General features: G+C 66.3%; 20 protein-coding genes. 5 read left to right on the top strand and 15 right to left on the bottom strand.

What is annotated here, in order from left to right; translation table 11 throughout:
• The first annotated feature begins 88 nt into the window (after positions 1-88).
• Complete coding sequence (locus ACSBQT_RS08760) at positions 89-1,216, top strand: glutamate--cysteine ligase (RefSeq protein ID WP_410708439.1); 1,128 nt, start codon at positions 89-91, stop codon at positions 1,214-1,216.
• Positions 1,217-1,371: 155 nt separating this feature from the next.
• Here the strand turns inward: ACSBQT_RS08760 and ACSBQT_RS08755 are convergent, their stop codons facing one another.
• From ACSBQT_RS08755 to ACSBQT_RS08740, 4 genes are read right to left on the bottom strand one after another with little or no spacing between them, the layout of a single operon-like run.
• Complete coding sequence (locus tag ACSBQT_RS08755; protein WP_410708440.1) at positions 1,372-1,935, bottom strand: NUDIX domain-containing protein; 564 nt, start codon at positions 1,933-1,935, stop codon at positions 1,372-1,374.
• Entirely contained in the window at positions 1,913-2,992 is a 1,080-nt protein-coding gene (tsaD, locus tag ACSBQT_RS08750; protein ID WP_435001579.1) for a tRNA (adenosine(37)-N6)-threonylcarbamoyltransferase complex transferase subunit TsaD, read from the bottom strand. The genes ACSBQT_RS08755 and tsaD overlap by 23 nt, the downstream gene beginning before the upstream one ends.
• The gene (locus ACSBQT_RS08745) at positions 2,989-3,516 is read right to left on the bottom strand and encodes a hypothetical protein (RefSeq protein ID WP_435001576.1); all 528 of its coding nucleotides are present in this window, start codon (positions 3,514-3,516) and stop codon (positions 2,989-2,991) included. Before ACSBQT_RS08745 ends, tsaD begins: the two co-directional genes overlap by 4 nt.
• Complete coding sequence (locus ACSBQT_RS08740; RefSeq protein WP_435001574.1) at positions 3,513-4,460, bottom strand: aldo/keto reductase; 948 nt, start codon at positions 4,458-4,460, stop codon at positions 3,513-3,515. The genes ACSBQT_RS08745 and ACSBQT_RS08740 overlap by 4 nt, the downstream gene beginning before the upstream one ends.
• Positions 4,461-4,614: 154 nt before the next feature.
• Here ACSBQT_RS08740 and ACSBQT_RS08735 point away from each other — a divergent pair, with 154 nt between their 5' ends.
• Positions 4,615-5,253 carry a heme oxygenase (biliverdin-producing) gene (locus tag ACSBQT_RS08735; protein ID WP_435001572.1) on the top strand — a complete coding sequence of 213 codons (639 nt, stop codon included), beginning with the start codon at positions 4,615-4,617 and terminating at the stop codon, positions 5,251-5,253.
• Here ACSBQT_RS08735 and ACSBQT_RS08730 read toward each other — a convergent pair.
• From ACSBQT_RS08730 to alr, 4 genes are read right to left on the bottom strand one after another with little or no spacing between them, the layout of a single operon-like run.
• Positions 5,250-5,756, bottom strand: coding sequence for a GNAT family N-acetyltransferase (locus ACSBQT_RS08730; protein WP_435001570.1), 507 nt, complete (start codon positions 5,754-5,756; stop codon positions 5,250-5,252). The genes ACSBQT_RS08735 and ACSBQT_RS08730 overlap by 4 nt on opposite strands.
• Positions 5,753-6,487 (bottom strand): tRNA (adenosine(37)-N6)-threonylcarbamoyltransferase complex dimerization subunit type 1 TsaB, encoded by a 735-nt coding sequence (gene tsaB / locus ACSBQT_RS08725; RefSeq protein WP_435001568.1) that lies wholly within the window; start codon positions 6,485-6,487, stop codon positions 5,753-5,755. The genes ACSBQT_RS08730 and tsaB overlap by 4 nt, the downstream gene beginning before the upstream one ends.
• The gene (gene tsaE, locus ACSBQT_RS08720) at positions 6,484-7,089 is read right to left on the bottom strand and encodes a tRNA (adenosine(37)-N6)-threonylcarbamoyltransferase complex ATPase subunit type 1 TsaE (RefSeq protein ID WP_435001566.1); all 606 of its coding nucleotides are present in this window, start codon (positions 7,087-7,089) and stop codon (positions 6,484-6,486) included. Before tsaE ends, tsaB begins: the two co-directional genes overlap by 4 nt.
• The gene (gene alr, locus ACSBQT_RS08715) at positions 7,086-8,300 is read right to left on the bottom strand and encodes an alanine racemase (RefSeq protein ID WP_435001564.1); all 1,215 of its coding nucleotides are present in this window, start codon (positions 8,298-8,300) and stop codon (positions 7,086-7,088) included. Before alr ends, tsaE begins: the two co-directional genes overlap by 4 nt.
• Positions 8,301-8,452: 152 nt before the next feature.
• Here alr and ACSBQT_RS08710 point away from each other — a divergent pair, with 152 nt between their 5' ends.
• Positions 8,453-9,130: a hypothetical protein gene (locus ACSBQT_RS08710; RefSeq protein ID WP_435001562.1), complete on the top strand. Its 678-nt coding sequence runs from the start codon at positions 8,453-8,455 to the stop codon at positions 9,128-9,130.
• Positions 9,131-9,145: 15 nt separating this feature from the next.
• Here the strand turns inward: ACSBQT_RS08710 and ACSBQT_RS08705 are convergent, their stop codons facing one another.
• The 4 genes from ACSBQT_RS08705 to glmS form a co-directional block, all read right to left on the bottom strand.
• Positions 9,146-10,669: a bifunctional ADP-dependent NAD(P)H-hydrate dehydratase/NAD(P)H-hydrate epimerase gene (locus tag ACSBQT_RS08705; protein ID WP_435001560.1), complete on the bottom strand. Its 1,524-nt coding sequence runs from the start codon at positions 10,667-10,669 to the stop codon at positions 9,146-9,148.
• A 2-nt stretch (positions 10,670-10,671) separates the two neighbouring features.
• Positions 10,672-11,982 (bottom strand): M20 metallopeptidase family protein, encoded by a 1,311-nt coding sequence (locus ACSBQT_RS08700; RefSeq protein WP_435001557.1) that lies wholly within the window; start codon positions 11,980-11,982, stop codon positions 10,672-10,674.
• A gap of 84 nt (positions 11,983-12,066) precedes the next feature.
• Positions 12,067-12,537 (bottom strand): holo-ACP synthase, encoded by a 471-nt coding sequence (locus ACSBQT_RS08695; RefSeq protein ID WP_435001554.1) that lies wholly within the window; start codon positions 12,535-12,537, stop codon positions 12,067-12,069.
• Between the two features lie 10 nt (positions 12,538-12,547).
• Complete coding sequence (gene glmS / locus ACSBQT_RS08690) at positions 12,548-14,422, bottom strand: glutamine--fructose-6-phosphate transaminase (isomerizing) (RefSeq protein ID WP_435001552.1); 1,875 nt, start codon at positions 14,420-14,422, stop codon at positions 12,548-12,550.
• 250 nt (positions 14,423-14,672) lie between these two features.
• Here glmS and coaA point away from each other — a divergent pair, with 250 nt between their 5' ends.
• Both coaA and ACSBQT_RS08680 read left to right on the top strand, forming a co-directional pair.
• Entirely contained in the window at positions 14,673-15,710 is a 1,038-nt protein-coding gene (gene coaA / locus ACSBQT_RS08685) for a type I pantothenate kinase (RefSeq protein WP_025779539.1), read from the top strand.
• Between the two features lie 249 nt (positions 15,711-15,959).
• Complete coding sequence (locus ACSBQT_RS08680) at positions 15,960-17,822, top strand: ABC transporter ATP-binding protein (protein WP_435001549.1); 1,863 nt, start codon at positions 15,960-15,962, stop codon at positions 17,820-17,822.
• A gap of 89 nt (positions 17,823-17,911) precedes the next feature.
• On the opposite strand, the gene glmM is transcribed toward ACSBQT_RS08680, so the two are convergent.
• The 3 genes from glmM to rplM form a co-directional block, all read right to left on the bottom strand.
• A complete protein-coding gene (glmM, locus tag ACSBQT_RS08675; protein WP_410708457.1) occupies positions 17,912-19,264 on the bottom strand; it encodes a phosphoglucosamine mutase in 1,353 nt (450 codons plus the stop codon).
• Positions 19,265-19,663: 399 nt separating this feature from the next.
• Positions 19,664-20,173: a 30S ribosomal protein S9 gene (gene rpsI, locus ACSBQT_RS08670; protein ID WP_025779545.1), complete on the bottom strand. Its 510-nt coding sequence runs from the start codon at positions 20,171-20,173 to the stop codon at positions 19,664-19,666.
• Between the two features lie 32 nt (positions 20,174-20,205).
• A complete protein-coding gene (gene rplM, locus ACSBQT_RS08665) occupies positions 20,206-20,649 on the bottom strand; it encodes a 50S ribosomal protein L13 (RefSeq protein ID WP_101543309.1) in 444 nt (147 codons plus the stop codon).
• Positions 20,650-20,713 lie beyond the last annotated feature (64 nt).

The raw sequence follows: 20,713 nt of genomic DNA, 5'->3' as shown, positions 1-20,713 counted from the left end.
CGCCTCAGCGCGGGAATGCGGGACATCACACAGCTCGAATGTCGCTGCCGAGACCGGGGAATCGGGCGTGCGCGATTATGATCGGATCATGGTCGATTTCGCACGCTCTCCCCGCTCCACCCTCGGTGTCGAGTGGGAACTGGCTCTGCTGGATTCTCGCAGCCTGGATCTGACCCCGGCTGCCGAGACTCTGTTGGCGGATGTGGCCGAGCATGCGCCCGAATTCGAAAAGCACATCGTCGGTGAGATGCTGACGAACACCATCGAGCTCGTCACCGGCGTGCACAACCAGGTGTCGACCGTCGCCGAGGATCTGGCCACCTCGATCGGGGCGCTGCGGAAGCTGACCGAGGCGCGCGGTGTCGAGCTGATGTCGGCGGGCACCCACCCGTTCGCGCAGTGGCAGTCGCAGGAGGTCCGGGCGAAGGACCGCTATCTCGAACTCGTCGATCGCACCCAGTGGTGGGGTCGGAACATGCTGATCTTCGGTGTCCACGTCCACGTCGGCATCGACTCACGCGACAAGGTGCTGCCGATCGTCAATGCACTGCTCGCCTATGTCCCGCACCTGCAGGCACTGTCCGCGTCGTCTCCGTTCTGGGGCGGCACGGACACCGGCTATGCCTCGAACCGGGCGATGATGTTCCAGCAGCTCCCGACTGCCGGTCTGCCGTTCCAGTTCGATCAGTGGGCGGACTACGAGAAGTACGTCGACGATATGCTCACCACCGGGATCATCGACAACATCAACGAGATCCGCTGGGACATCCGCCCTGCCCCGCACTGGGGCACCGTCGAGGTCCGTGTCTGCGACGGACTGCCGACCCTCGAGGAGATCCTCGCGGTCACCGCGTTCATCCAGTGTCTCGTCGATGACATGTCCGAGCGCCTCGACGCCGGTGAGATCCTGCCGACGATGCCCGATTGGTTCCACAACGAGAACAAGTGGCGCGCCGCCCGCTACGGCATGGACGCGATCATCATCGAGAACGCCGCGGCCGACGAGCGTCTCGTCACCGAATGCCTCGCCGACGAGATCGAGCGGCTCTCGCCCGTCGCCGAACGCCTCGGCTGTGTCGACGAGCTGCACTCGATCACCTCGATCATCGAACGCGGCGTGCCTTACCAGCGCCTGCAGAAGGTCTTCGGCACCACGGGTTCACTCACCGAGGTGACCCGCTCGCTCATCGGCGATCTCCGCAACTCCTACAGCTGAGGGGCCCGGGGCCGCCCCGCCGAGAAACGGGCTGAGCGTCGAAAAACGGTGGTGCGCACCCGTGTCTCGACACGTTGCCCGTTTCTCGACGAATCGGCGTGTGCCACAGCCTCTTTCTCGCGTAACACGCTGAGTGCCCCGACGCCCCACCATAGTCACAGGTGGGGGCGGAGCAGCTCCATGAGCGTCGGCAGCGCGGAGGCGACGCCCGGATGCAGCTCGTAATCGTCGAGCTCGTCCAGCGGAACCCACGACAGCTGGATGCTCTCGGGGTCGTTGATGACGGCGTCGAAGCGGCGCAGGGTCTTCGCGATCACCGTCGTGTACGACCAGGTGTCGAGGTCGAGGACATGCGTCTCGAGGATCTCGATGCCCGATCCGTCCTGGTCAGGCACCCCGGCCTCTTCCCACGACTCCCGGACCGCGGCCTCGACCGCCGACTCGCCCATATCGCGGGCACCGCCGGGGAACCCCCAGGTCCCGCCCTCGACCGACCACAGCGCCCGGTGCTGCATGAGCACTCCGCGCTCGGGATCGACGAGCATGAGCCCTGCAGCCCCGTTGAGTCCCCAGTGCTTCTTCCCATCGGACCCGTACGTCCACCCGTCACCCGATCGCCGAGGCGGCCGACCGGCAGGCAGACTCGTTGACTTCGCCGCCTGTGCGTTCCGCTCGGCGGCGCTGTTCGGGTCGTTCTCAGACGAGGACATGATCGACATCCAAAGAGGAGACGGCGGCGAAGGACAGGTCGCTCGGTCCGATTTCGCGGGAGACGAGCTCTGCACCGAGCGCTGCGACCATGGCTCCGTTGTCCGTGCACAGTTTCAGCGGCGGCACCCGCAGAGTCACGCCTGCCTCGGCGCAGCGGTCAGCCAGCACTTCACGCAGGTGCGAGTTCGCGGCCACTCCCCCGCCGAGCACGACATGATTGATTCCGGTATCGGCCGCAGCGAGCAGAGTCTTGGTCACGAGCACGTCGACGACAGCATCTTCGAACCCGGCGGCGATATCGGCCACCCGCAGGTCCGCACCCAGAGTCTCAGCCTTCGTCACCTCGCGCAGGGCAGCGGTCTTGAGCCCGGAGAACGAGAAGTTATACCGGCGCTCGGGATCCCGAAGGTCCTGTTTCTTCGCGAGTCCGCGCGGGAACTTCACTGCCTTCCGGTCGCCGGGGATCCCGGTGCCGTCGAGCAGGCCGAGAGCCGCCTTCGAAATGTTCGGGCCGCCGGGATAGTTGAGCCCGAGCAGGCGAGCGGTCTTGTCGAAGGCCTCACCCGCGGCGTCATCGATCGTGGCGCCGAGGAGTTCGATGTCGTCGACGACGTCGCCGATGCGCAGAATCTCGGTGTGCCCACCAGAGACGAGCAGGGCGATGGTCGGAGTGGTCAATCCGTCGACATCCTCGGCGACGAGGTCGACGGCCACATGCGCGGCCAGATGGTTCACTCCGTACAGCGGTTTGCCCAGCGCCGCGGCCAGCCCTTTGGCCGCGCCGACCCCGACCATGAGTGCACCGGAGAGACCCGGTCCGGCGGTCACGGCGACGGCGTCGATATCGGACAGCTCCACCTCGACGGTCTCACAGGCAGAGGCGATGGCCGGGCCGATGGCCTGCACATGGGCGCGGGAGGCGACTTCGGGGACGACTCCGCCGAAGCGGACGTGTTCGTCCATCGACGAGGACACGGTGTTCGTCAGCAGCGTGCGGCCGCGGACGATGCCGACTCCGGTTTCGTCGCACGAGGATTCGATGCCGAGGACGAGTGGTTCGCTCATGATCCGTCCTCCGGTGCGTCGGCGGACTCCGCGGATTCGAGTTCGAGGTCGGAGTAGACGGCCACGAGTTCGGGCTCGGTCACCTCGGCGATGTCCATGCCGAGGGTGCGGGCGAAGAGGCGCAGGTGCGTGTCCCACATCGGCCCCACTTCGGCGGCCTGGCCGCGGGCGGTCTCGGCATCGGGCGCGGTATGGGTGAACACCAGCAGGGTCTCGTGACCGGTCTCCCCCTCGATCGGCAGCACGCGGAGGCCGAGCACTCCGAAGTCGTCGAGTTCGAGCAGCACGTGGTCGAAGTCCTCGCAGCTGAGGACGGATCCGTTCAGGTCGATGTCCTCGAGCGCGAACGTGATCGTGCGCGTCTCTCCATCCTCGCCGAGGCGGAACGGTGCGAACCATGTCCGCACACCATCGGACTCGGTCAGTGACTTCCACACGGTTTCGACGTCACGGTCGAGGAGCAGCTCGATGACGAGATCGGTGCCGTTCTCCCAGGTGACCAGGCGCGGTCTGGTCCCATTCATGCTTCCACCCAGGCTCCGTCGAGGGCAGCCTTCTCATCAGGACTCAGCTGCATCTCGGTTCCGGCGAGCAGTTCGGTGAGCTGTTCGGGCACCCGCGCCGAGGCGATCGTCGAGGGGATGAAATCGTGAGTGAGCTGCCAGGCGATGGCCGTGGCCGTCATCGTGGCTCCGTGGTCGGTGGCGACATCGTGGAGGACTTCGAGGGCTCCTAGGGCTTTCTGGTCTTCGACGAAGTCGGCCACTCGTTCACCGCGGACGCTGCCGGTGGCGTCGCCGCCGGTGTGCTTGCCGGTGAGGAACCCGGATGCCAGTGAGTGGAAGGGCAGTTCGGCGATGCCTTCGGATCGCAGGTATGCCTGCTTCTGCGGATCGACCGCGGCGCGGGAGACGAGATTGAACCGGTCTTGGACGACCCGGTAGCAGGCCAAGGAGAACTTCGTCGAGATCTTCCGGGCCTTCTGCAGTCGTTCGAGGCTGAAGTTCGATGCGCCGAGGTAGCTGACTTTGCCGGAGCGGACGAGCGCGTCGAAGGTCTCGGCGACGGCAACCTGGTCGACGTCGTCATCGTCTCTGTGGGCGTAGTAGACGTCGATGTGGTCGGTGCCGAGCCGGCGCAGGGAGTCGTCGACGGCGATGCGGATGTTCGCCGGGTCAAGGCCCTTGCGCTTGGGATGCATGCCGACCTTGGTGGCGATGACCATGTCGTCGCGGTTGCCGCGAGCCTTCATCCATTCGCCGATGATCGTCTCGGATTCTCCGCCCGAGTTTCCCTCGACCCAGGCCGAGTACGCATCGGCGGTGTCGATGAAGTTTCCGCCGGCCTCGGAGTAAGCATCGAGAACAGCGAAGCTCTGATCCCGATCTGCACCCCAGCCGAAGGGGTTGCCTCCCAGCTGAAGTGGGTGAACGAAGAGATCGGTATCTGCCAATTGCACACGTGTCATACCCCCAGACTACCCGTTTGACCTCCATCACTTCGGGGCCGGACCTCCTCCCGGAAGTCAGGTTAGGCTAAGCTACAAATATGCAATGATGCCGATCACCCCACCTCGGCGGCACTTCAGCATTCGATTGGCCGCACTCCCCCAAGGAAACATGATGTCTGAACAGTTCTCCACCCGCCTCAAGTCCAGCACCGCCACCATCCACGACGAGGTCGAACACACCACACTCATGGTCGACCTCATGGAAGGACGGCTCGATTCCCGGGCCTACGCTCTTCTGCTCAAGCAGTACGACGTCATCTACGGCGTGCTCGAGTCCAAGTCGCGGGAATTCGCCGACGATCCGGTGTTCGCACCGTTCTTCGACGCGGCTCTGTTCCGTGCCGAACGCATCGCCGCCGACCTGGCTGCGCTCGACGGAACCGAGCTGCCGGTGATGCCCAGCGCCACCGCCTATGCCGCACACTTGGCGGGGCTCGAACGCGCCGAGCAGGTCATCGCGCACCACTACACGCGCTACCTCGGGGACCTCTCCGGAGGCCAGGCGATCGGCGCACTCATGGGCCGACACTACAGTCTGCCGGCGACCTCACTGACGATGTGGGATTTCGCAGAGCTCGGGAAGACGAAGCCGTACAAGGACGCCTACCGCAGACTCCTCGATCAGGTTGCGACGACCGGCGGCGATGAGCAGATCGTCATAGACGAGACGATGGAGGCGTTCCGACTCAACGGAGCGCTGCTCGTCGACCTCACCGAGGCGACTGAAAACCGCGCGGTCCCGGTGGCCTAGTCGCCGATCCGCAGACGCATGAGAATTCCCGCGGCACCTGGATAGTAGTCCGGACGCCGTCCCCATTCTTCGAACCCGAAGGTTGCGTACATCGCCAGCGCCGCAGCATTGCGTTCGTCGACCTCGAGGTGGACGACGTCGGAGCCGCGTTCCCTCGCCCAATCGATTCCCGCCTGCAGCAGGGCGCGACCGATGCCTGTGCCACGCGCCGCCTCGGTGGTGGCGATCGTCATCACGTCGGCTTCCGCACCGGCCCCTGACATGACGATCCACCCGGTCAGCTCCCCCGCCGAGGTGGTGGCGTCCTTATCCGTGGACGGGGACTCCCCGTCAGCTTCCCCCGCCGAGGCGGTCCTGGCGGCGAGCATGATCGTGCCATTCTGGGCCTTGACCGACCAGTAGTAGCCAAGCGTCCAGGCTGTGGGTCCGAAGATCGCCGCATCGTGGCCGGCCACCTCGGCGAGGTCCCACCAGGGAAGCTCGGCGATGGTCGTGGAGGTCATTTCAGTGAGCTCTCCCGCACCGGGGTCGCTTTCGCATCGGGCTCGCGCAGATATTCGGGGATCGGCTCTCGCAGCTCTCGACCGGCCGCAAGCTCACGGGCCGCGGCGAGGGCGAGGTATTCGGCACGAGGATCGGTGATGGACTCGGTGCTCGAGGCTCCCAGGATGTCCGCATAGAGGAGGAATCCGCGGCCGAGCTTCTCATCGATCGTGTCGAACCGGAAGCCGTTGTCGGCGAGAACTGAAGCGACCTCGGCCGGTTTGGCTACGAACGGTCCGGCGTTCAGCGTCGCGTCGGCGGAGTCGTAGACGCTGAAGTAGACCTCTTTGCGGCGGGCGTCCGAGGCGATGAGGACGGGACCACCGGATGCGTCCGCCGCGGTCGACGCGACCTCCGACGCAGGTGCTGGGGAGCCTTCGGCACTGCGGGCGAACTCTTCGGCGATCGCGGCTTGGGACAGCAGTCCCTTGACGGGAATCCCGCGGGCCTGACCGACGGCGATTCCGGCGGCGATGCCCACTCGCAGACCGGTGAAGGGTCCGGGTCCGATGCCGACGACGACGAGTTCGGGCTGGGCATCCTCGGCGAGCACGCTGGCAAGCGCAGGACCGATGAACTCAACGTGTCGACGCTGGTCATCGGCCTGTTCGGCGGCGATGACCGAACCGGTGTCCGTATCCACGAGGGCCACAGAGGCCGACTGCGAGGTGTCGATGGCCAGAATGATCATGATTCGTCTCCCTCATTCGCCGAGTCCTCGGCAGGCAGAACCGCAGGGGCCGAGTCGTCGACTCGCACGCCCGCCAGTGCCGAGACAGCGGCCTCAACCGCCGGCAAGCGTTCGATCCAGGCATCCCCGCGACCAACGATGTCGACCGTGCGCCGTTCGTCCTCCACCTCGTCCTCGTCGTCAATTCCGACCGAGTCGTTGCCCTCAGCGGCCTCGTCCCACACCGGGGTGATGGTGATGTCGAGGTGATCGCTGCTGAGCTGCTCGGCCAGGCCGGCTCCCCATTCGACGACCGTGATCGACTCGTCCAGTTCGGAGTCGAGGTCGAGATCTTCGAGCTCCTCCCCGTCGGCCAACCGATACGCATCCACGTGGACGAGGGCGGGTCCGCCCGAGCGCGACGGGTGTTCGCGGGCGATGACGAACGTCGGCGACGTGATCCGCCCGGCCACGTCGAGGGCTTTGCCCAGCGACTGTGTGAACGTCGTCTTCCCCGCTCCGAGGTTGCCCGTGAGGATGAGCAGGTCACCGGCGCGCAGATGCTCGGCCAGGGCTGCAGCGAACGTGCGCATCTGTTCCAAGGATTCGAGATGGACCCTCATCGGCCGTCTCCCTTCTGGGCGACCCGGTCGACGCGGGCGCTGAGCTGGGTGACGATCTCGTAGTTGATCGTGTTCGCCCAGATCCCCCACTCGGCCGCGCTCGGCCCACCTGGGCCGAAGATGACGACCTCGTCGCCGATGGCCACCTCATCGTTGCCCGCCCCGATGTCGATGATCATCTGATCCATGGCGATGCGTCCGACGACGGGGTAACGACGGCCCCGGATGGCCACCTCGGCGCGGTTCGAGGCCGCCCGCGGCAGTCCGTCCCCGTACCCTCCGGGCACGAGCGCGAATCGGGTGTCGGTCGCGGCGGTGAACGTCAGCCCGTAGGAGGCGCCGTGACCTGCGGGAATGTCCTTGAGATTGATGACGCTGGAGGTCAGCCGCATGACCGGACGGAGCCCGAGGGCCGCCGGATCCCCGTCTTCGAGCGGGGACAGACCGTAGAGGGCGAGCCCCACCCGCGCCGAGGTGCCCGGGCACGGCCCCAGGGTGAGCGCTCCCGGTGAGTTCGCGATGTGCACATCCAGGTCATCCGATTCGCCGAGGCGGCCGTCCGCGGCGTCGAGCACCGCCCGAAGCTGCCCGTGGGCGGAGGAGAAGACCGCGCTCTGCGCAGCGGTCTCGGGGCGTTCGGGTTCGTCGGCGACCGCGAAGTGGCTCATGATCCCGACGATGCGGATATCGGCGCCTGCATCAGGGCCTTCGGAGTCGCCAGTGCGGCTGTCTTCGGCAAGGCGACGCAGCCAGTGGAAGGCACGGACAAGCGCTTCCGGGGACAGACCATTGCGGCCGAGACCGGTGTCGACCTTCAGATGGGCTCGGGCGGTGACGCCGGTGCGGCGAGCCGCCTCGGCGAGTCGGTCGAGGGCTCCGACCGTCGAAATGCCCAGTTCGATGTCGGCGCGCACCGCCTCGTCGAGATCGGTGGTCGGTCCGTAGAGCCAGGCGAGGATCTGCGCTTCGGGGCCGAGCAGGCTGCGCAGGCGAAGGGCCTCGGGGATCGTGGCCACACAGAACTCGCGCCAGCCGGCCGAGAAGAGAGCCGGAGCGACGAGGTCGATGCCGTGGCCGTAGGCATTGGCTTTGACGACGCATTTGAGGCGGGCGGGAGAGAGGCGATCGGCAAGGACGGCGGCGTTGTCGCATAGGGCCGCCTCGTCGATCTCGGCCCGTACGAGAGCCTCGGGGATGTCGAAAGATGTCACTGGATAAGACTACCGCCGACCCCCGCCGACCAGCACCTTCGTTACGCTGATCCCCCGCGACATTCGGCTCCGGCGCAGGTGTCGCAGGTGCAGCCGACGAGGTGTTCGGCGAAGACCGGCTCGACCAGCCATTCGATGAAGAAGGAGACATCATGCACACCACTTCAGCCCGCATCCTCGCAATGGTGATCACGGCTGTCCTGTCCGCGGCGGGCCTCACCGTGATCGGACAGACCGATCCCGCCGAGGCGGCCGCGAAGTACTGCACCGGCGTCGAGGCGAACAGCTCGGTCACGGCCGCGAAGGCCATCGAGGTCAAGCAGCGGTCGACGATCACCGCCGATATCTACCTGTGCAAGAAGTCCGGCGACCGGTACGTCCGCGACAGCGGACCCTACAAGGCCCGCCTCGGCTACAACGGCACCACGTCGAGCAAACGGGAAGGCGACGGCAAGACCCCGAAGGGTGTGTTCTGGATGCGCGATGGCTTCGGCACCTCGGCGAATCCCGGGTTGGGCAAGCCGTGGACGAAGGTCACCCGCGATCACGTCTGGGTCGACGGTGACGCGACGAAGGCCGAGGGCTACAACACGATGCAGCTGAAGTCCGAAGGGTACGAAGGCGAATCCCTCTACCAGCCGAAGCCGTACAAGTACGCCCAGGTCATCGGCTACAACGAGGCTCGCACACCGGGGAAGGGATCGGCGATCTTCCTGCACGCGAACACGGAGTCGATGAAGACCGCCGGCTGTGTGTCGATGTACGAGGCCAGTCTTGTCAAGGCGATGAAGTGGGAGGGCACGACGAAGACGCAGATCCTCATCCACTGAGGTGGGTGAGCGGAGTCAGTCGGTGCCGTGGATGAGTTCGCCGACCACCTCGGCGAGGGCATCGGCGAATCCGGACGCGGTCACCGCACGTCGGCCGGCCTCGTTGTGCAGCAGCACTCCGAGTCCGGCCAGGCGAGCCCACTCGCGGGGTGGACGCGTCCGGTCGTCACTGTCGTAGCGGCCGTGGGCGGCGGTGATCGCGGCGAGCGTGCCGAGGATCCCGGCGAGCACGTCCCCGGAGCCCGCGGTGGCGAGGGTGCCCGGCCCCGGCGTGGGCAGAACGACGTGTCCGTCGGGGGCGGCGATGACCGTGTGATGGCCCTTGAGCAGGACGATCGCGCCGGTCAGCTCCGCGGCTCGCTGCGCCCACCGCATCGGGTTCGCCCCGATCCGACCTGCGGTGATGATCTCGCCGAGGAGGCGGCTGAGCAGCCGCGCCAGCTCGGCGGCGTGCGGGGTGATGATGAGCGGTCGGTCGGCCAGCCAGGTTCCGGCCATCGATTCGGCGCGGGCGATCATGTCGAGGCCGCCGGCGTCGACGACGACCGGTGTGCGGTTGCCGGCCAGCGCCTCGGCGACGCCCTGCACGAATTCGGGTTCGGGGTCGCCCGGGCCGAGGACGACGGAGTCGATGCGTCCGGAGGCGCTGACGACCTCGGGGTGAAGGCCGAGGACGTATTCGGCGACGAGCGGGGAGCCGAGGTAACGGACCATCCCGGCTCCGGTGTTCACCGCTGAGGTGGTGGTGAGCACGCCCGCGCCGGGGTAGTCCTCGGAGCCGGCGAGGACCCCGGTGACACCGCGGGAGTATTTGTGCCCGGTCTCATCGGGGCGGGGGAATCCGGTGACGAGATCATCGCGATCGAGCAGTTCCGCAGTGGCCGAGCTGGGATTGAGGCCGAGTCCGATGTCGATGACGTCGATGGTTCCGGTGAACTCGTCCGCACGCGGATCGATGAGTTCGGTCTTGAGGCCGCCGAAGGTCACAGTATGGTCGGCGTGGAGTCGTTTCTCTGCCCCGGTGTGGTTCGGGTCGAGGTCGGAGGGGATATCGACGGCGATGAGGCGGCCGGTGCGGTGTGGGGCCCAGTCGGCGATGAGTGAGGAGATGTGGTCGGGCAGTCCCCGCCGACCACCGGTGCCGAGGATGCCGTCGAGGACGAGATCGGCGCGGGAGAGTTCGCGCAGAGCATCCGCCCGGGCCGCATCGACCTGGGTCGAGGTGAACGCGATGACCTGCGCACCAGCGCTTCGTGCCGCGGCCAGCCCGTCGTCGTGAGTGCGATCGAAGAGGGTGATGACCGTGATGGCGGCACCGCGCCTGCCCAATGTCGCCGCGGCGAAGAGTGCGTCTCCGGCGTTGTTGCCCGGTCCGGCCAGTACGCTCACGCGGGTGCCGGCGACCTGTCCGTGGTCGGCCTTCAGTATGGCGGCCGCACTGTTCGCCAGCGCTCGGGCAGCCCGGGCCATGAGCGGGATGCCGGCTTCGAGCAGCGGCTTCTCGGCCTCCCTGATGGTGTCACTCGGGTAGGCGAACATGCTTACCCCTCAGCTAACTGCGCCAGCCGGCGCCCGGCCAGATGGGCGAGAAACAAAGCTTGGTCGGCCAGGCCGTCGTCGCTGTGGCGGGCGCGCGGGGAATGATTGGCTTCGCGTTCTTCGACCGGCAGATTCGGCAGGGCAACCCCGAAGTGTCCGTAGGCTCCGGGCACGGCGTCGAGCACGCGAGAGAAGTCCTCAGAACCGGGCAGCGGATTCGCCTTCCGCACGGTCCGCTCCTCGCCGAAGAGGTCGGTGAAGGTGGAGAGGAAGAACTCGGCTTCGGCGTCGTCGTTGATCGTCGGCGGCAGGATCTGCTCGTACTCGACGTCGGCGCTCAGACCGTGGGCGGCGACGAGGTCACGAACGAGCTGAGGCAGCTCCGCCTCGGCGCGGGAGGTCACCGCTTCAGAGAACGTGCGCACACTGACGACCAAGGTCGCGAAGTCGGGGACGACGTTGGGAGCGGTGCCGCCGTTGAACTGGCCGACGGTGATCACGAGCGGGTCGAAGATGTCGAAGCGGCGGGTGACATACTCCTGCAGCTGGCCCACGAGCATGGCGCCGACCTGGATGGGGTCCTTGCCGGTGGCCGGGCGGGAGGCGTGCGTGCCTTTGCCGTTCACGGTGATCGTCATCTTCGAGAACGCCGCCATGTACGATCCGGGTCGGGAGCTGGCGACACCGAGGTCGGCGTCGGCGGAGACGTGGATGCCGAAGGCGGCCTTGACGCGAGGTCCGGCAGCGTCGAGGACGCCTTCGTCGATCATCTTTCCGGCCCCGTCATAGCCTTCTTCGCCGGGTTGGAACATGAACACGACGTCGCCGGGCAGGGAGTCGCGGTCGCGGTGGAGGAGTTTGAGTGCGCCGACGAGACCGGCGGTGTGCAAATCGTGGCCGCAGGCGTGCATCCTCCCCGAGGTGGCCGCGAAGTCGAATCCGGTCGCCTCGGTGACGGGCAGTCCGTCCATGTCCCCGCGCAGGAGGACGGCGGGTACGACCCCGGTCGAGTCCTCCTTGCGGGCGCCTCCGCGCAGAACGACGACGATCGACGACAGCCTCTCCCCCGTGCTCACCTCGACGTCGAGGCCTTCGATGGCGTCGAGGACGAGCTTCTGCGTCACCGGCAGGTCGAGTCCGACCTCGACGTTCTCGTGCAGCGCCCGGCGCAGGGTGACCAGGCCGGGCGCGATGTCGTTCGCGTCATCGGCGGTGGGCAGGTGCACGGCGGTGGCCGCCTCGGCGAGGGTCGGGATCGTGGGGGTGGCGGGGTCGGTGGCGGTTTTGTCGGTGTCGTTGGGAAGTGAACTCATGCCCTGAGTCTATTACCACCGTCGATTCCCGCTTCCGCGATATCGGCCCTGTTCGCCGACGTGGAACCCCGACCGTCTGGTCGATCAGCGTTCCGGCATCTCGCCGAGTCGGGCACCCTTCCCGTACATCGAGTGGGTGAAGTGCTCAGTGGCACCTTCGATGCCGGGGCTCAGCGACGGCCCGTCGCCCTCGGCGATGACGAAAGTCATCGTCAGGTGCGCATCGTGGGTGATCGACAGGTGGATGTTCGTTCCGCCGATGGCACGGAAGTGCTCGAGGACGAGCCCACGCAGACGGAAACTCGGCGCACCCGATAAGGCGGGGACCACCTCGGCGGACTGCCAGGGCAGCCATCCGGGAAAGCCGATCGCCTTCTTCAGCGCCTCCTTCGCGGAGAACCGCGCCGCCAAGGAGGCGTCCGTCCGGCGTTTGCCGTTGCGTTTGAGCTGCTCACCGGGAGTGAGCAGACGGTCGAGGAGTTCGGGCACCCGCTCGATGTGCTCCGCGAAGCGCGGCACGTCGGCAATATCGGTGCCGATTCCCAAGATCGCCATGCTCGCGTCCTTACTCGACCGTGACCGACTTCGCGAGGTTGCGCGGCTGGTCGACGTCGAGGCCCTTGGCCGTGGCCAGCTCCATCGCGAAGATCTGCAGCGGAACCGTCGTCAGCAGCGGCGCCATGAGCGTCGTCGTCTCGGGCACGTAGATGACCTCGGAGGCGAACTGATCGACCTCTTCGTCACCCTCCTCGGCGATGACGACGGTGTTCGCACCGCGGGCACGGACTTCCTGGATGTTCGAGATGACCTTCGCATGCAGCGAATCCCGGCCGCGCTTGGACGGCACGACGATGATGACGAGCTGACCGTCGTCGATGAGCGCGATCGGTCCGTGCTTGAGCTCACCGGCGGCGAAGCCCTCGGCGTGGATGTACGCGAGCTCCTTGAGCTTGAGCGCACCCTCCATCGCCACCGGGTAGCCGACGTGACGGCCGAGGAACAGCACCGAACCGACATCCTGGTTGCGGTCGGCCAGCGCAAGGACCTGCGACTTCGTCTCGTCGAGGATGTGCTGGATCTTCGCAGGGATCGACTGCAGCTCGGCGAGGATCGTGCCGATCTCGTCGCGGAACTTGTTGCCCCGCAGCTGGGCGAGGTAGAGGCCGAGCAGGTAGCAGGCGACGACCTGCGACAGGAAAGCCTTCGTCGAGGCCACGGCGATCTCCGGGCCGGCGTGGGTGTACAGCGCGGCATCGGATTCGCGTGGGATCGTCGAACCGAAGGTGTTGCAGATCGCGATGACCTTCGCACCCTGCTGACGTGCGTGGCGGACGGCCATGATCGTGTCCATGGTCTCCCCGGACTGCGAGATCGCCACGACGAGCGTCTTCTCCGTGACCACCGGATCCCGGTAGCGGAATTCGTGGGCCAGCTCCACCTCGGTGGGGATGCGGCACCAGTGCTCGATCGCGTACTTCGCAACCTGACCGGCATACGCTGCGGTGCCGCAGGCGATGACGACGATCTTGTCCACGGACTTGAGCACGTTCTCATCGATGTGCATCTCGTCCAGCGTCAGGCGACCCTCGGTGTCGAGGCGGCCGAGCAGCGTATCCGCCACGGCCTGCGGCTGATCGTGGATCTCCTTGTCCATGAAGGACGCGAAGCCGCCCTTCTCCGCCGAGGCGGTGTCCCAGTCGACCTCGAACTGCTCGCCCTCGACGGGGTTGCCTGCGGTGTCAGTGATCGTGACTTCGTCCGGGGTGATGGTGACGACTTCGTCCTGGCCGATCTCGACAGCCGTGCGGGTGTAGTCGATGAATGCGGCGACGTCGGAGCCGAGGAAGTTCTCGCCCTCGCCGAGGCCGATGACCAGCGGCGAGTTCCTACGTGCGGCGACGACCTGGCCGGGAGCATCGGCATGGACGGCGAGCAGGGTGAACGCACCTTCGAGTTCGGTCGCGGTCTTGCGCATCGCGGCGGTGAGGTCGCCAGTGGCTTTGTAGTTCTTCGCCAGCTGGGCGGCGGCCACCTCGGTGTCGGTCTCGGAGAGGAACTCGACGCCCTCGGCGGCGAGGTCCTTCTTCAGGTGGGCGAAGTTCTCGATGATCCCGTTGTGGATGAGGGCGAGCTTGCCCCCGTCGGCCAGGTGCGGGTGGGCGTTGAGGTCGGTGGGTCCACCGTGGGTGGCCCAGCGGGTGTGGCCGATTCCGGTCTGCGCAGCCGGCAGCGGGTTGGCCTCGATCTCCTCGGTCAGGGCGGAGAACTTTCCGGCCTTCTTCGCCGAGGCGAGCTGGCCCTCGGGCGTCACGAGCGCGACACCGGCCGAGTCGTAGCCGCGGTACTCGAGCCTCTTCAGGCCGCCGAGCACGACATCGAGCGCCGAGTGGTCGGCATTGTCAACGGGGGCCTTGGATACATAGCCAACGATTCCACACATGAGGGAGATTTTACGCACTGATAGCCGATCTCGGGTATTCCGGCGAGTCACGATCGGGTCAACGTGACGAACTGCACGCGCACGCGGGCGCGGGAGAGGACGGCCGGGGCACACCTGACGGGGCCGGAGACGGAACGGTCACCTCGGTGAGGGTGGGGCCGCCTCGGTGGGGAGGAGCCGCCTCGGTGAGGGTGGGGGCTTTCGCCGACCTGGGGCGGGCGGCGAACATGACGCATGACACAATGGTGGAATGAGCCATGTCGACCCTCAATTGGACCGTGCGCGCAAGCTCGCCGGCCTCAATACCGCCCGGCGCAGCGAGCCGGACACGACGTCTCCGTTCTGGGAGTTCGATCGGGAGGTGTGGGGCACGCTCGCCCAGGCCACGCCGCTGCCGCTGAAGCAGCGCGACATCGAACGGCTGCGCGGGCTCGGCGATCGGATCAACCTCGACGAGGTGGCTCAGGTCTATCTGCCCCTGTCACGGCTGCTCAACCTCTACGTCTCCGCACGGCGGGCGAAGCACGACCTGACCAGGGAATTCTTCTCTCCGCTGCACGAACGCGGGCTGGAACCGCAGGATGCCAAGCGCACGCCCTTCGTCATCGGCGTCGCCGGATCGGTGGCCGTGGGCAAGTCGACGACGGCACGTGTGCTGCGCGAACTTCTCGCCCGCTGGCCCGACACTCCGCGCGTCGAGCTCATCACCACCGACGGATTCCTCTACCCCAACGCCGAACTCGACCGTCGCCGCCTCAACGGGCGGAAGGGATTCCCCGAATCCTACGACCGGCGCAAGCTGCTCAAGTTCATCTCCGCCGTGAAATCCGGGGCCCCCGAGGTCCGTGCACCTGTGTACTCGCACCACACCTATGACATCGTTCCCGGCGCCGAGGTGGTCGTGCGCTCCCCCGATGTCCTCATCGTCGAAGGCCTCAACGTCCTCCAACCCGCCCGCCCCCGTCAGGACGGAACCGTGGGCTTGGCCATCAGCGACTACTTCGACTTCTCCGTCTACGTCGATGCGCGCTCCCGTGACATCCGCCAGTGGTACATCTCGCGGTTCCTCAAACTCAAGCACGGTGCGTTCCAGGACGAGGATTCCTACTTCCACCGGTACTCGCAGCTCGACGACGACGAGGCGATCACCTTGGCCACGGAGATCTGGGACTCCATCAACTTCCCGAACCTGCGCGAGAACGTCCAGCCCAGCCGCGGTCGAGCCGACCTGGTGCTCCACAAGTCCTCCGACCACACGATCCGGAAGGTGCAGCTGCGGAAGCTGTGACGGGGGTCGCCGGGTCGGAGCATCAGGTCTTGGCGGCCGCCTCGGCGAGCTTGTAAGCGGACCTGTGAGGGGAGTCGCCGGGCGGTGAGGAAATAGTTTCACCGCTCCGGCGGTTGCACAGTGTGCACTGAACTACTCACCGCCGGCAGGCCACCCGCCCACGGCGGCGGCCGGATGCGAGCGATCCTCGCGCCGTCACGGGCTCCCCCGTGCATGCTCGGTCGTTTCGGCAGCAGAAAGGGACCCAGTATGAGCGTGCCATCCGCACATCACCTCATGTACTCCTCGGTCAAGAGCAAGAAGACCCCCGAGACGCGCATCCAACCGGGCATCTACAAGCGGATCGCCGGGTATGCAACCCGGCACAAGCGCAAACTCATCATCTTCCTGCTGCTGTCCGTACTCACCGCGGGCATCGGCGTCCTCAACCCGGTGCTCGCCGGCGACGTCGTCAACGCGATCACCGGCGGCGGGCCCGTGTCCACGGTCGTGTGGCTGGCCGTGGCCATCGGCGGGTTGGCCATCGCCGATGCGGCCATCTCGATCACGAACCGGTACCTGTCCTCACGGATCGGCGAGGGACTCATCTTCGACCTGCGCACGGCCGTCTATGATCACGTCCAGTCGATGCCGATCGCATTCTTCAATCGCACCCGCACCGGCGCCCTGGTCTCCCGACTGAATACGGATGTCATCGGTGCGCAGCGGGCGTTTTCGAACACCCTGTCCGGCATCGTGTCGAACTTCGTCTCCCTGGCCCTGACCGTCGGCGTCATGGTCACGATCTCCTGGCAGGTGACCGTGCTGTCGATCCTGCTGCTGCCGCTGTTCATCATCCCCACCCGTATGCTCAGCGGGAAGCTCGCATCCCTGCAGTTCGAAGCGGCCAACAATTCCGCAAACATGTCGACCCGCATGACCGAGCGCTTCTCCGCCGCCGGTGCCACCCTGGTCAAACTCTTCGGCAATCCTCGCCAGGAGAACGAGGAGTTCGCCGACCGTGCCGGTCAGGTCCGCGATATCGGGGTCAAGGTTGCGATGCTGCAGTCGACGTTCGTGTCCTCGCTGACTCTGGTCTCTGCCCTGGCACTGGCACTGGTCTATGGCGTTGGTGGCGCGCAGGCCGTCGTCGGCAACCTCAACGCCGGTCAGGTTGTGACCCTGGCGCTGCTGCTGACCAGGCTCTACACGCCGCTGACGATGCTCGCCAACGCGCGTCTGGACATCCAGAGCGCAGTGGTGTCGTTCCAGCGGGTGTTCGAGATCCTCGATCTCGTGCCGTACTTCAAGGAACCGTCGCAGCCGAAGGCTCTGCCAGCCGGTGGGCTGGATGTGCAGTTCGATCATGTCGACTTCGCCTACCCCAGCGCCTCGCAGGTCAGCCTGGCCAGCCTCGAGGACGTTTCCGTGCTCGACACCCGCGGCGGCGATCAGGTTCTCCATGACCTGAGCTTCACGATTCCCGCCGGGCACACCGTTGCCCTCGTCGGATCCTCGGGTGCGGGAAAGTCGACGATCGCGTCGCTGCTGCCGCGGCTCTATGACGTCACGGGCGGCACGATCACCATCGGCGGAGTCGATGTTCGCGATCTGTCGTTCGCCGATCTGCGCGAGGCCGTCGGTGTCGTCACCCAGGACGGTCATGTCTTCCATGAGTCGATCCGCGCCAACCTGGCGCTGGTCAATCCCGATGCCACCGAGGAGCAGATGCTCGATGCCATCGACCGGGCACAGTTGAGAAGCGTCATCGATGCGCTTCCCGATGGACTGGACACCGTCGTCGGCGAACGCGGGTACCGTCTCTCCGGAGGCGAGCGTCAGCGCCTGACCATTGCCCGGATGCTGCTGGCGTCTCCGGAGATCGTCGTGCTCGATGAGGCCACCTCGGCGTTGGATTCGACGAATGAGGCCGCGATCCAGCGTGCCCTGGCCCAGGCGATGCACGGGCGGACGGCTCTGGTCATCGCCCACCGTCTGTCGACGATCCGGCAGGCCGACACGATCCTCGTCGTCGAAGCCGGTCGCATCATCGAGAAGGGCACTCACGAGGAGCTCGTCGGTCGCGGCGGCCGCTACGCCGAGCTCTACGCCACCCAGTTCGCCTCGAGCTGAACGTCGATCAAGGGCCCGCCCGAATATGCTGCGGCGTACCGCGACTTATCTGAGCGAGCCCTTGATCGAGCAAAAGGCACCGGCACCGCCTACAGCGCGAGGTGCTCCTTGACCGACGCGGCCAGGCGCTCGGCCTGGGCGGAGGCGGCATCCTCGGTGGCGGCTTCGACCATGACGCGGATGAGCGGCTCGGTGCCCGAGGCACGCAGCAGCACGCGACCGGTGTCGGCGAGTTCGGCCTCGACGGCGGCCACCTCGGCAGCGACCTGCGGGTGATCGACGTTGTTCTTGTCCACGCCCTTGACGTTGACGAGTGCCTGCGGCAGCTGCGGGATCTCCGCGGCGAGGTCGGCCAGAGTCCGCTTGGCGTCGGCCATCCGCTTCATCAGGTGCAGGGCGGTCTGCACTCCGTCGCCGGTGGTGCCGTGATCGAGCATGAGCACGTGTCCGGACTGCTCCCCGCCGAGCGCATACCCGTCGGCGAGCATCCGCTCGAGCACGTAGCGGTCGCCGACAGCGGTCTGCACCGTCTCGATGCCGTACTTGTCCATCGCCTGCTTCAGACCCAGGTTCGACATGACGGTCGTGACAAGGGTGTTTCCGCGCAGCACGCCGAGCTCCTTGAGTCCGATCGCCAGGATGCCCATGAGCTGGTCGCCGTTGACGACCCGACCCAGCGAATCCACGGCCAGGCAGCGGTCGGCGTCGCCGTCGAAGGCTACGCCGAGGTCGGACTGAGTCTCGACGACGAGCCGCTGCAGCGGTTCGAGGTGGGTCGAGCCCACACCGTCGTTGATGTTGAAGCCGTCGGGTTCGGCGGCGGAGACGATGACTTCGGCGCCGGCCTGGCGCAGTGCGGCGGGTCCGACGATCGAGGCGGCACCGTGGGCGCAGTCGACGACGACCTTGAGCCCCGACAGCGGACGCACATTGTCGGCGTCGACGCAGCGGACGAGGTGCTCGGTGTACTCATCGGCAGCGGCCGGGTAGCGCGAGATGCGGCCGACGTCCGCGCCGGTCGGACGGTCCCAGTCCTCATCGAAGATCGCGAGGATCTCATCCTCGACTGCGTCGTCGAGCTTCGTGCCTCCGGCGGCGAAGAACTTGATGCCGTTGTCGGGCATGGGATTGTGAGAGGCGGAGATGACGACACCGAAGGCGGCGCCGGTGTCCTTGACGACCTGGGCGATGCCCGGCGTCGGCAGCATTCCCGCGTCGAGGACGTCGACTCCGGTCGAGGCGATGCCGGCGCTCAGTGCTGCGGAGAGGAATTCGCCGGACACACGCGTATCACGTCCGACCACGGCGAAGGGGCGCTTCTCACCCGTCCAGCCGCGGCTGAGCACGCGAGAGCCTGCGACCGAGAGCTGGAGCGCGAGTTTGGCCGAGATATCGCGATTGGCCAGTCCGCGCACTCCATCGGTGCCGAAGAGTCGAGACATAGTGGAGATCCTTTCGTCAATGTCGGAGTCGATCTTAGTCGATCCGCTGTGTGTCGCTCGTGATGTCGGCACCCTCGCCGAGGCGGCCGGCCGCAGCCACGACCGTTGTGATCGCGGCGTCGCGAGTGTCCGTTCAAGGCCGAGCGCGCTTTTCGTGCCGTGCACAATGCGATATTCGCGCTCAGGCTTGAACGACGGATTATGCGCCGAGGCGGGACACCCGACCGCAGTCGCGGTCGAGCGCAGCGCCGGCCACGTCAGTGACCGTGTGAGATGAGTCCGGATATGAGAAATGCGGCCCCGAACCTGGTTCGGGACCGCATTCTCATGTTCATGATGCTGAACTGTCGATGACTGCGACTCAGTGGCAGACCAGCCGCAGTCGGTTCGCCAGCGAGATCAGCGCTTCGAGAACTGAGGTGCCTTGCGGGCCTTCTTGAGACCGGCCTTCTTGCGCTCAGGAACGCGAGCATCGCGGCTGAGGTATCCGGCCTTCTTCAGCTCGGCGCGGTTGGACTCCGCGTCGATCTGGTTGAGCGAACGAGCCACGCCCAGGCGGACGGCACCGGCCTGGCCGGAGGGTCCACCGCCGGAGATCCGGACGATGACGTCGAAGCGTCCGCCCAGGTCCAGCAGGGTGAAGGGCTCATTGACGAGCTGCTGGTGCAGCTTGTTCGGGAAGTACTCTTCGAGAGTACGTCCGTTGATGGTCCACTCACCGGTGCCGGGGACGAGGCGCACACGAGCAATTGCCTGCTTGCGGCGGCCGACTCCGTTGCCGGGGGCGGTCAGGGACTGTCCACGTCCACCGGCGGTGCTTTCGCCCAGGCCTGCGGATGCGGGAGTCTCGGAAGTGTATTCGGTGATCTCTTCTTCGACAGTTTCTGTCGCGTTGGTGGTATCAGCCACGGTTCTCCTCGGGATGTCTAGAGCTCAGGCGCTTACTGCGCGACCTGGCTGAGTTCGTACGGCTGCGGATTCTGAGCGGCGTGCGGGTGCTCGGCACCTGCATAGACCTTCAGCTTCTGCATCTGGGCACGTCCGAGACGAGTCTTCGGGACCATACCGGCGACAGCCTTTTCGACTGCACGCTCGGGGTGGGTGGCGAGGAGCTCGGCATAGTTCACGCTCTTGAGGCCACCGGGGTATCCGGAGTGGCGGTAAGCGCGCTTCTTCTCGAGCTTCGCACCTGTCAGCGCGACCTTGTCGGCGTTGATGATGATGACGAAGTCACCGGTGTCGGTGTTCGGAGTGAACGTGGTCTTGTGCTTGCCGCGCAGGAGGCGTGCAACCTGCGAAGCAAGGCGACCGAGCACCTGGTCAGTGGCGTCGATGACGTGCCACTGGTGCTCAACGTCACCGGACTTAGCTGTATACGTACGCAAAAGTAGCCTTCTTTTCGTATCTGTGTTCAGTACAGCGCCGGATCCTCATCGGGTCGTGAGTCCA

Source organism: Brevibacterium sp. H602, assembly GCF_051172395.1.
Classification (GTDB): Bacteria; Actinomycetota; Actinomycetes; order Actinomycetales; family Brevibacteriaceae; genus Brevibacterium.
The sequence above is the reverse complement of the archived record's forward strand: the minus strand, read 5'-3'. Positions and strand labels throughout refer to the sequence as shown.

What these genes read in the sequence shown, in the direction of transcription:
- ACSBQT_RS08735 (WP_435001572.1), top strand. Translation starts at nt 4,615, where the DNA reads ATGTCTGAACAGTTCTCCACCCGCCTCAAGTCCAGCACCGCCACCATC.
- tsaE (WP_435001566.1), bottom strand. Translation starts at nt 7,089, where the DNA reads ATGAGGGTCCATCTCGAATCCTTGGAACAGATGCGCACGTTCGCTGCA.
- ACSBQT_RS08695 (WP_435001554.1), bottom strand. Translation starts at nt 12,537, where the DNA reads ATGGCGATCTTGGGAATCGGCACCGATATTGCCGACGTGCCGCGCTTC.
- ACSBQT_RS08745 (WP_435001576.1), bottom strand. Translation starts at nt 3,516, where the DNA reads ATGAATGGGACCAGACCGCGCCTGGTCACCTGGGAGAACGGCACCGAT.
- ACSBQT_RS08705 (WP_435001560.1), bottom strand. Translation starts at nt 10,669, where the DNA reads ATGTTCGCCTACCCGAGTGACACCATCAGGGAGGCCGAGAAGCCGCTG.
- glmS (WP_435001552.1), bottom strand. Translation starts at nt 14,422, where the DNA reads ATGTGTGGAATCGTTGGCTATGTATCCAAGGCCCCCGTTGACAATGCC.
- glmM (WP_410708457.1), bottom strand. Translation starts at nt 19,264, where the DNA reads ATGTCTCGACTCTTCGGCACCGATGGAGTGCGCGGACTGGCCAATCGC.
- ACSBQT_RS08730 (WP_435001570.1), bottom strand. Translation starts at nt 5,756, where the DNA reads ATGACCTCCACGACCATCGCCGAGCTTCCCTGGTGGGACCTCGCCGAG.
- ACSBQT_RS08680 (WP_435001549.1), top strand. Translation starts at nt 15,960, where the DNA reads ATGAGCGTGCCATCCGCACATCACCTCATGTACTCCTCGGTCAAGAGC.
- tsaB (WP_435001568.1), bottom strand. Translation starts at nt 6,487, where the DNA reads ATGATCATTCTGGCCATCGACACCTCGCAGTCGGCCTCTGTGGCCCTC.
- coaA (WP_025779539.1), top strand. Translation starts at nt 14,673, where the DNA reads ATGAGCCATGTCGACCCTCAATTGGACCGTGCGCGCAAGCTCGCCGGC.
- tsaD (WP_435001579.1), bottom strand. Translation starts at nt 2,992, where the DNA reads ATGAGCGAACCACTCGTCCTCGGCATCGAATCCTCGTGCGACGAAACC.
- ACSBQT_RS08700 (WP_435001557.1), bottom strand. Translation starts at nt 11,982, where the DNA reads ATGAGTTCACTTCCCAACGACACCGACAAAACCGCCACCGACCCCGCC.
- ACSBQT_RS08755 (WP_410708440.1), bottom strand. Translation starts at nt 1,935, where the DNA reads ATGTCGATCATGTCCTCGTCTGAGAACGACCCGAACAGCGCCGCCGAG.
- ACSBQT_RS08740 (WP_435001574.1), bottom strand. Translation starts at nt 4,460, where the DNA reads ATGACACGTGTGCAATTGGCAGATACCGATCTCTTCGTTCACCCACTT.
- ACSBQT_RS08760 (WP_410708439.1), top strand. Translation starts at nt 89, where the DNA reads ATGGTCGATTTCGCACGCTCTCCCCGCTCCACCCTCGGTGTCGAGTGG.
- ACSBQT_RS08710 (WP_435001562.1), top strand. Translation starts at nt 8,453, where the DNA reads ATGCACACCACTTCAGCCCGCATCCTCGCAATGGTGATCACGGCTGTC.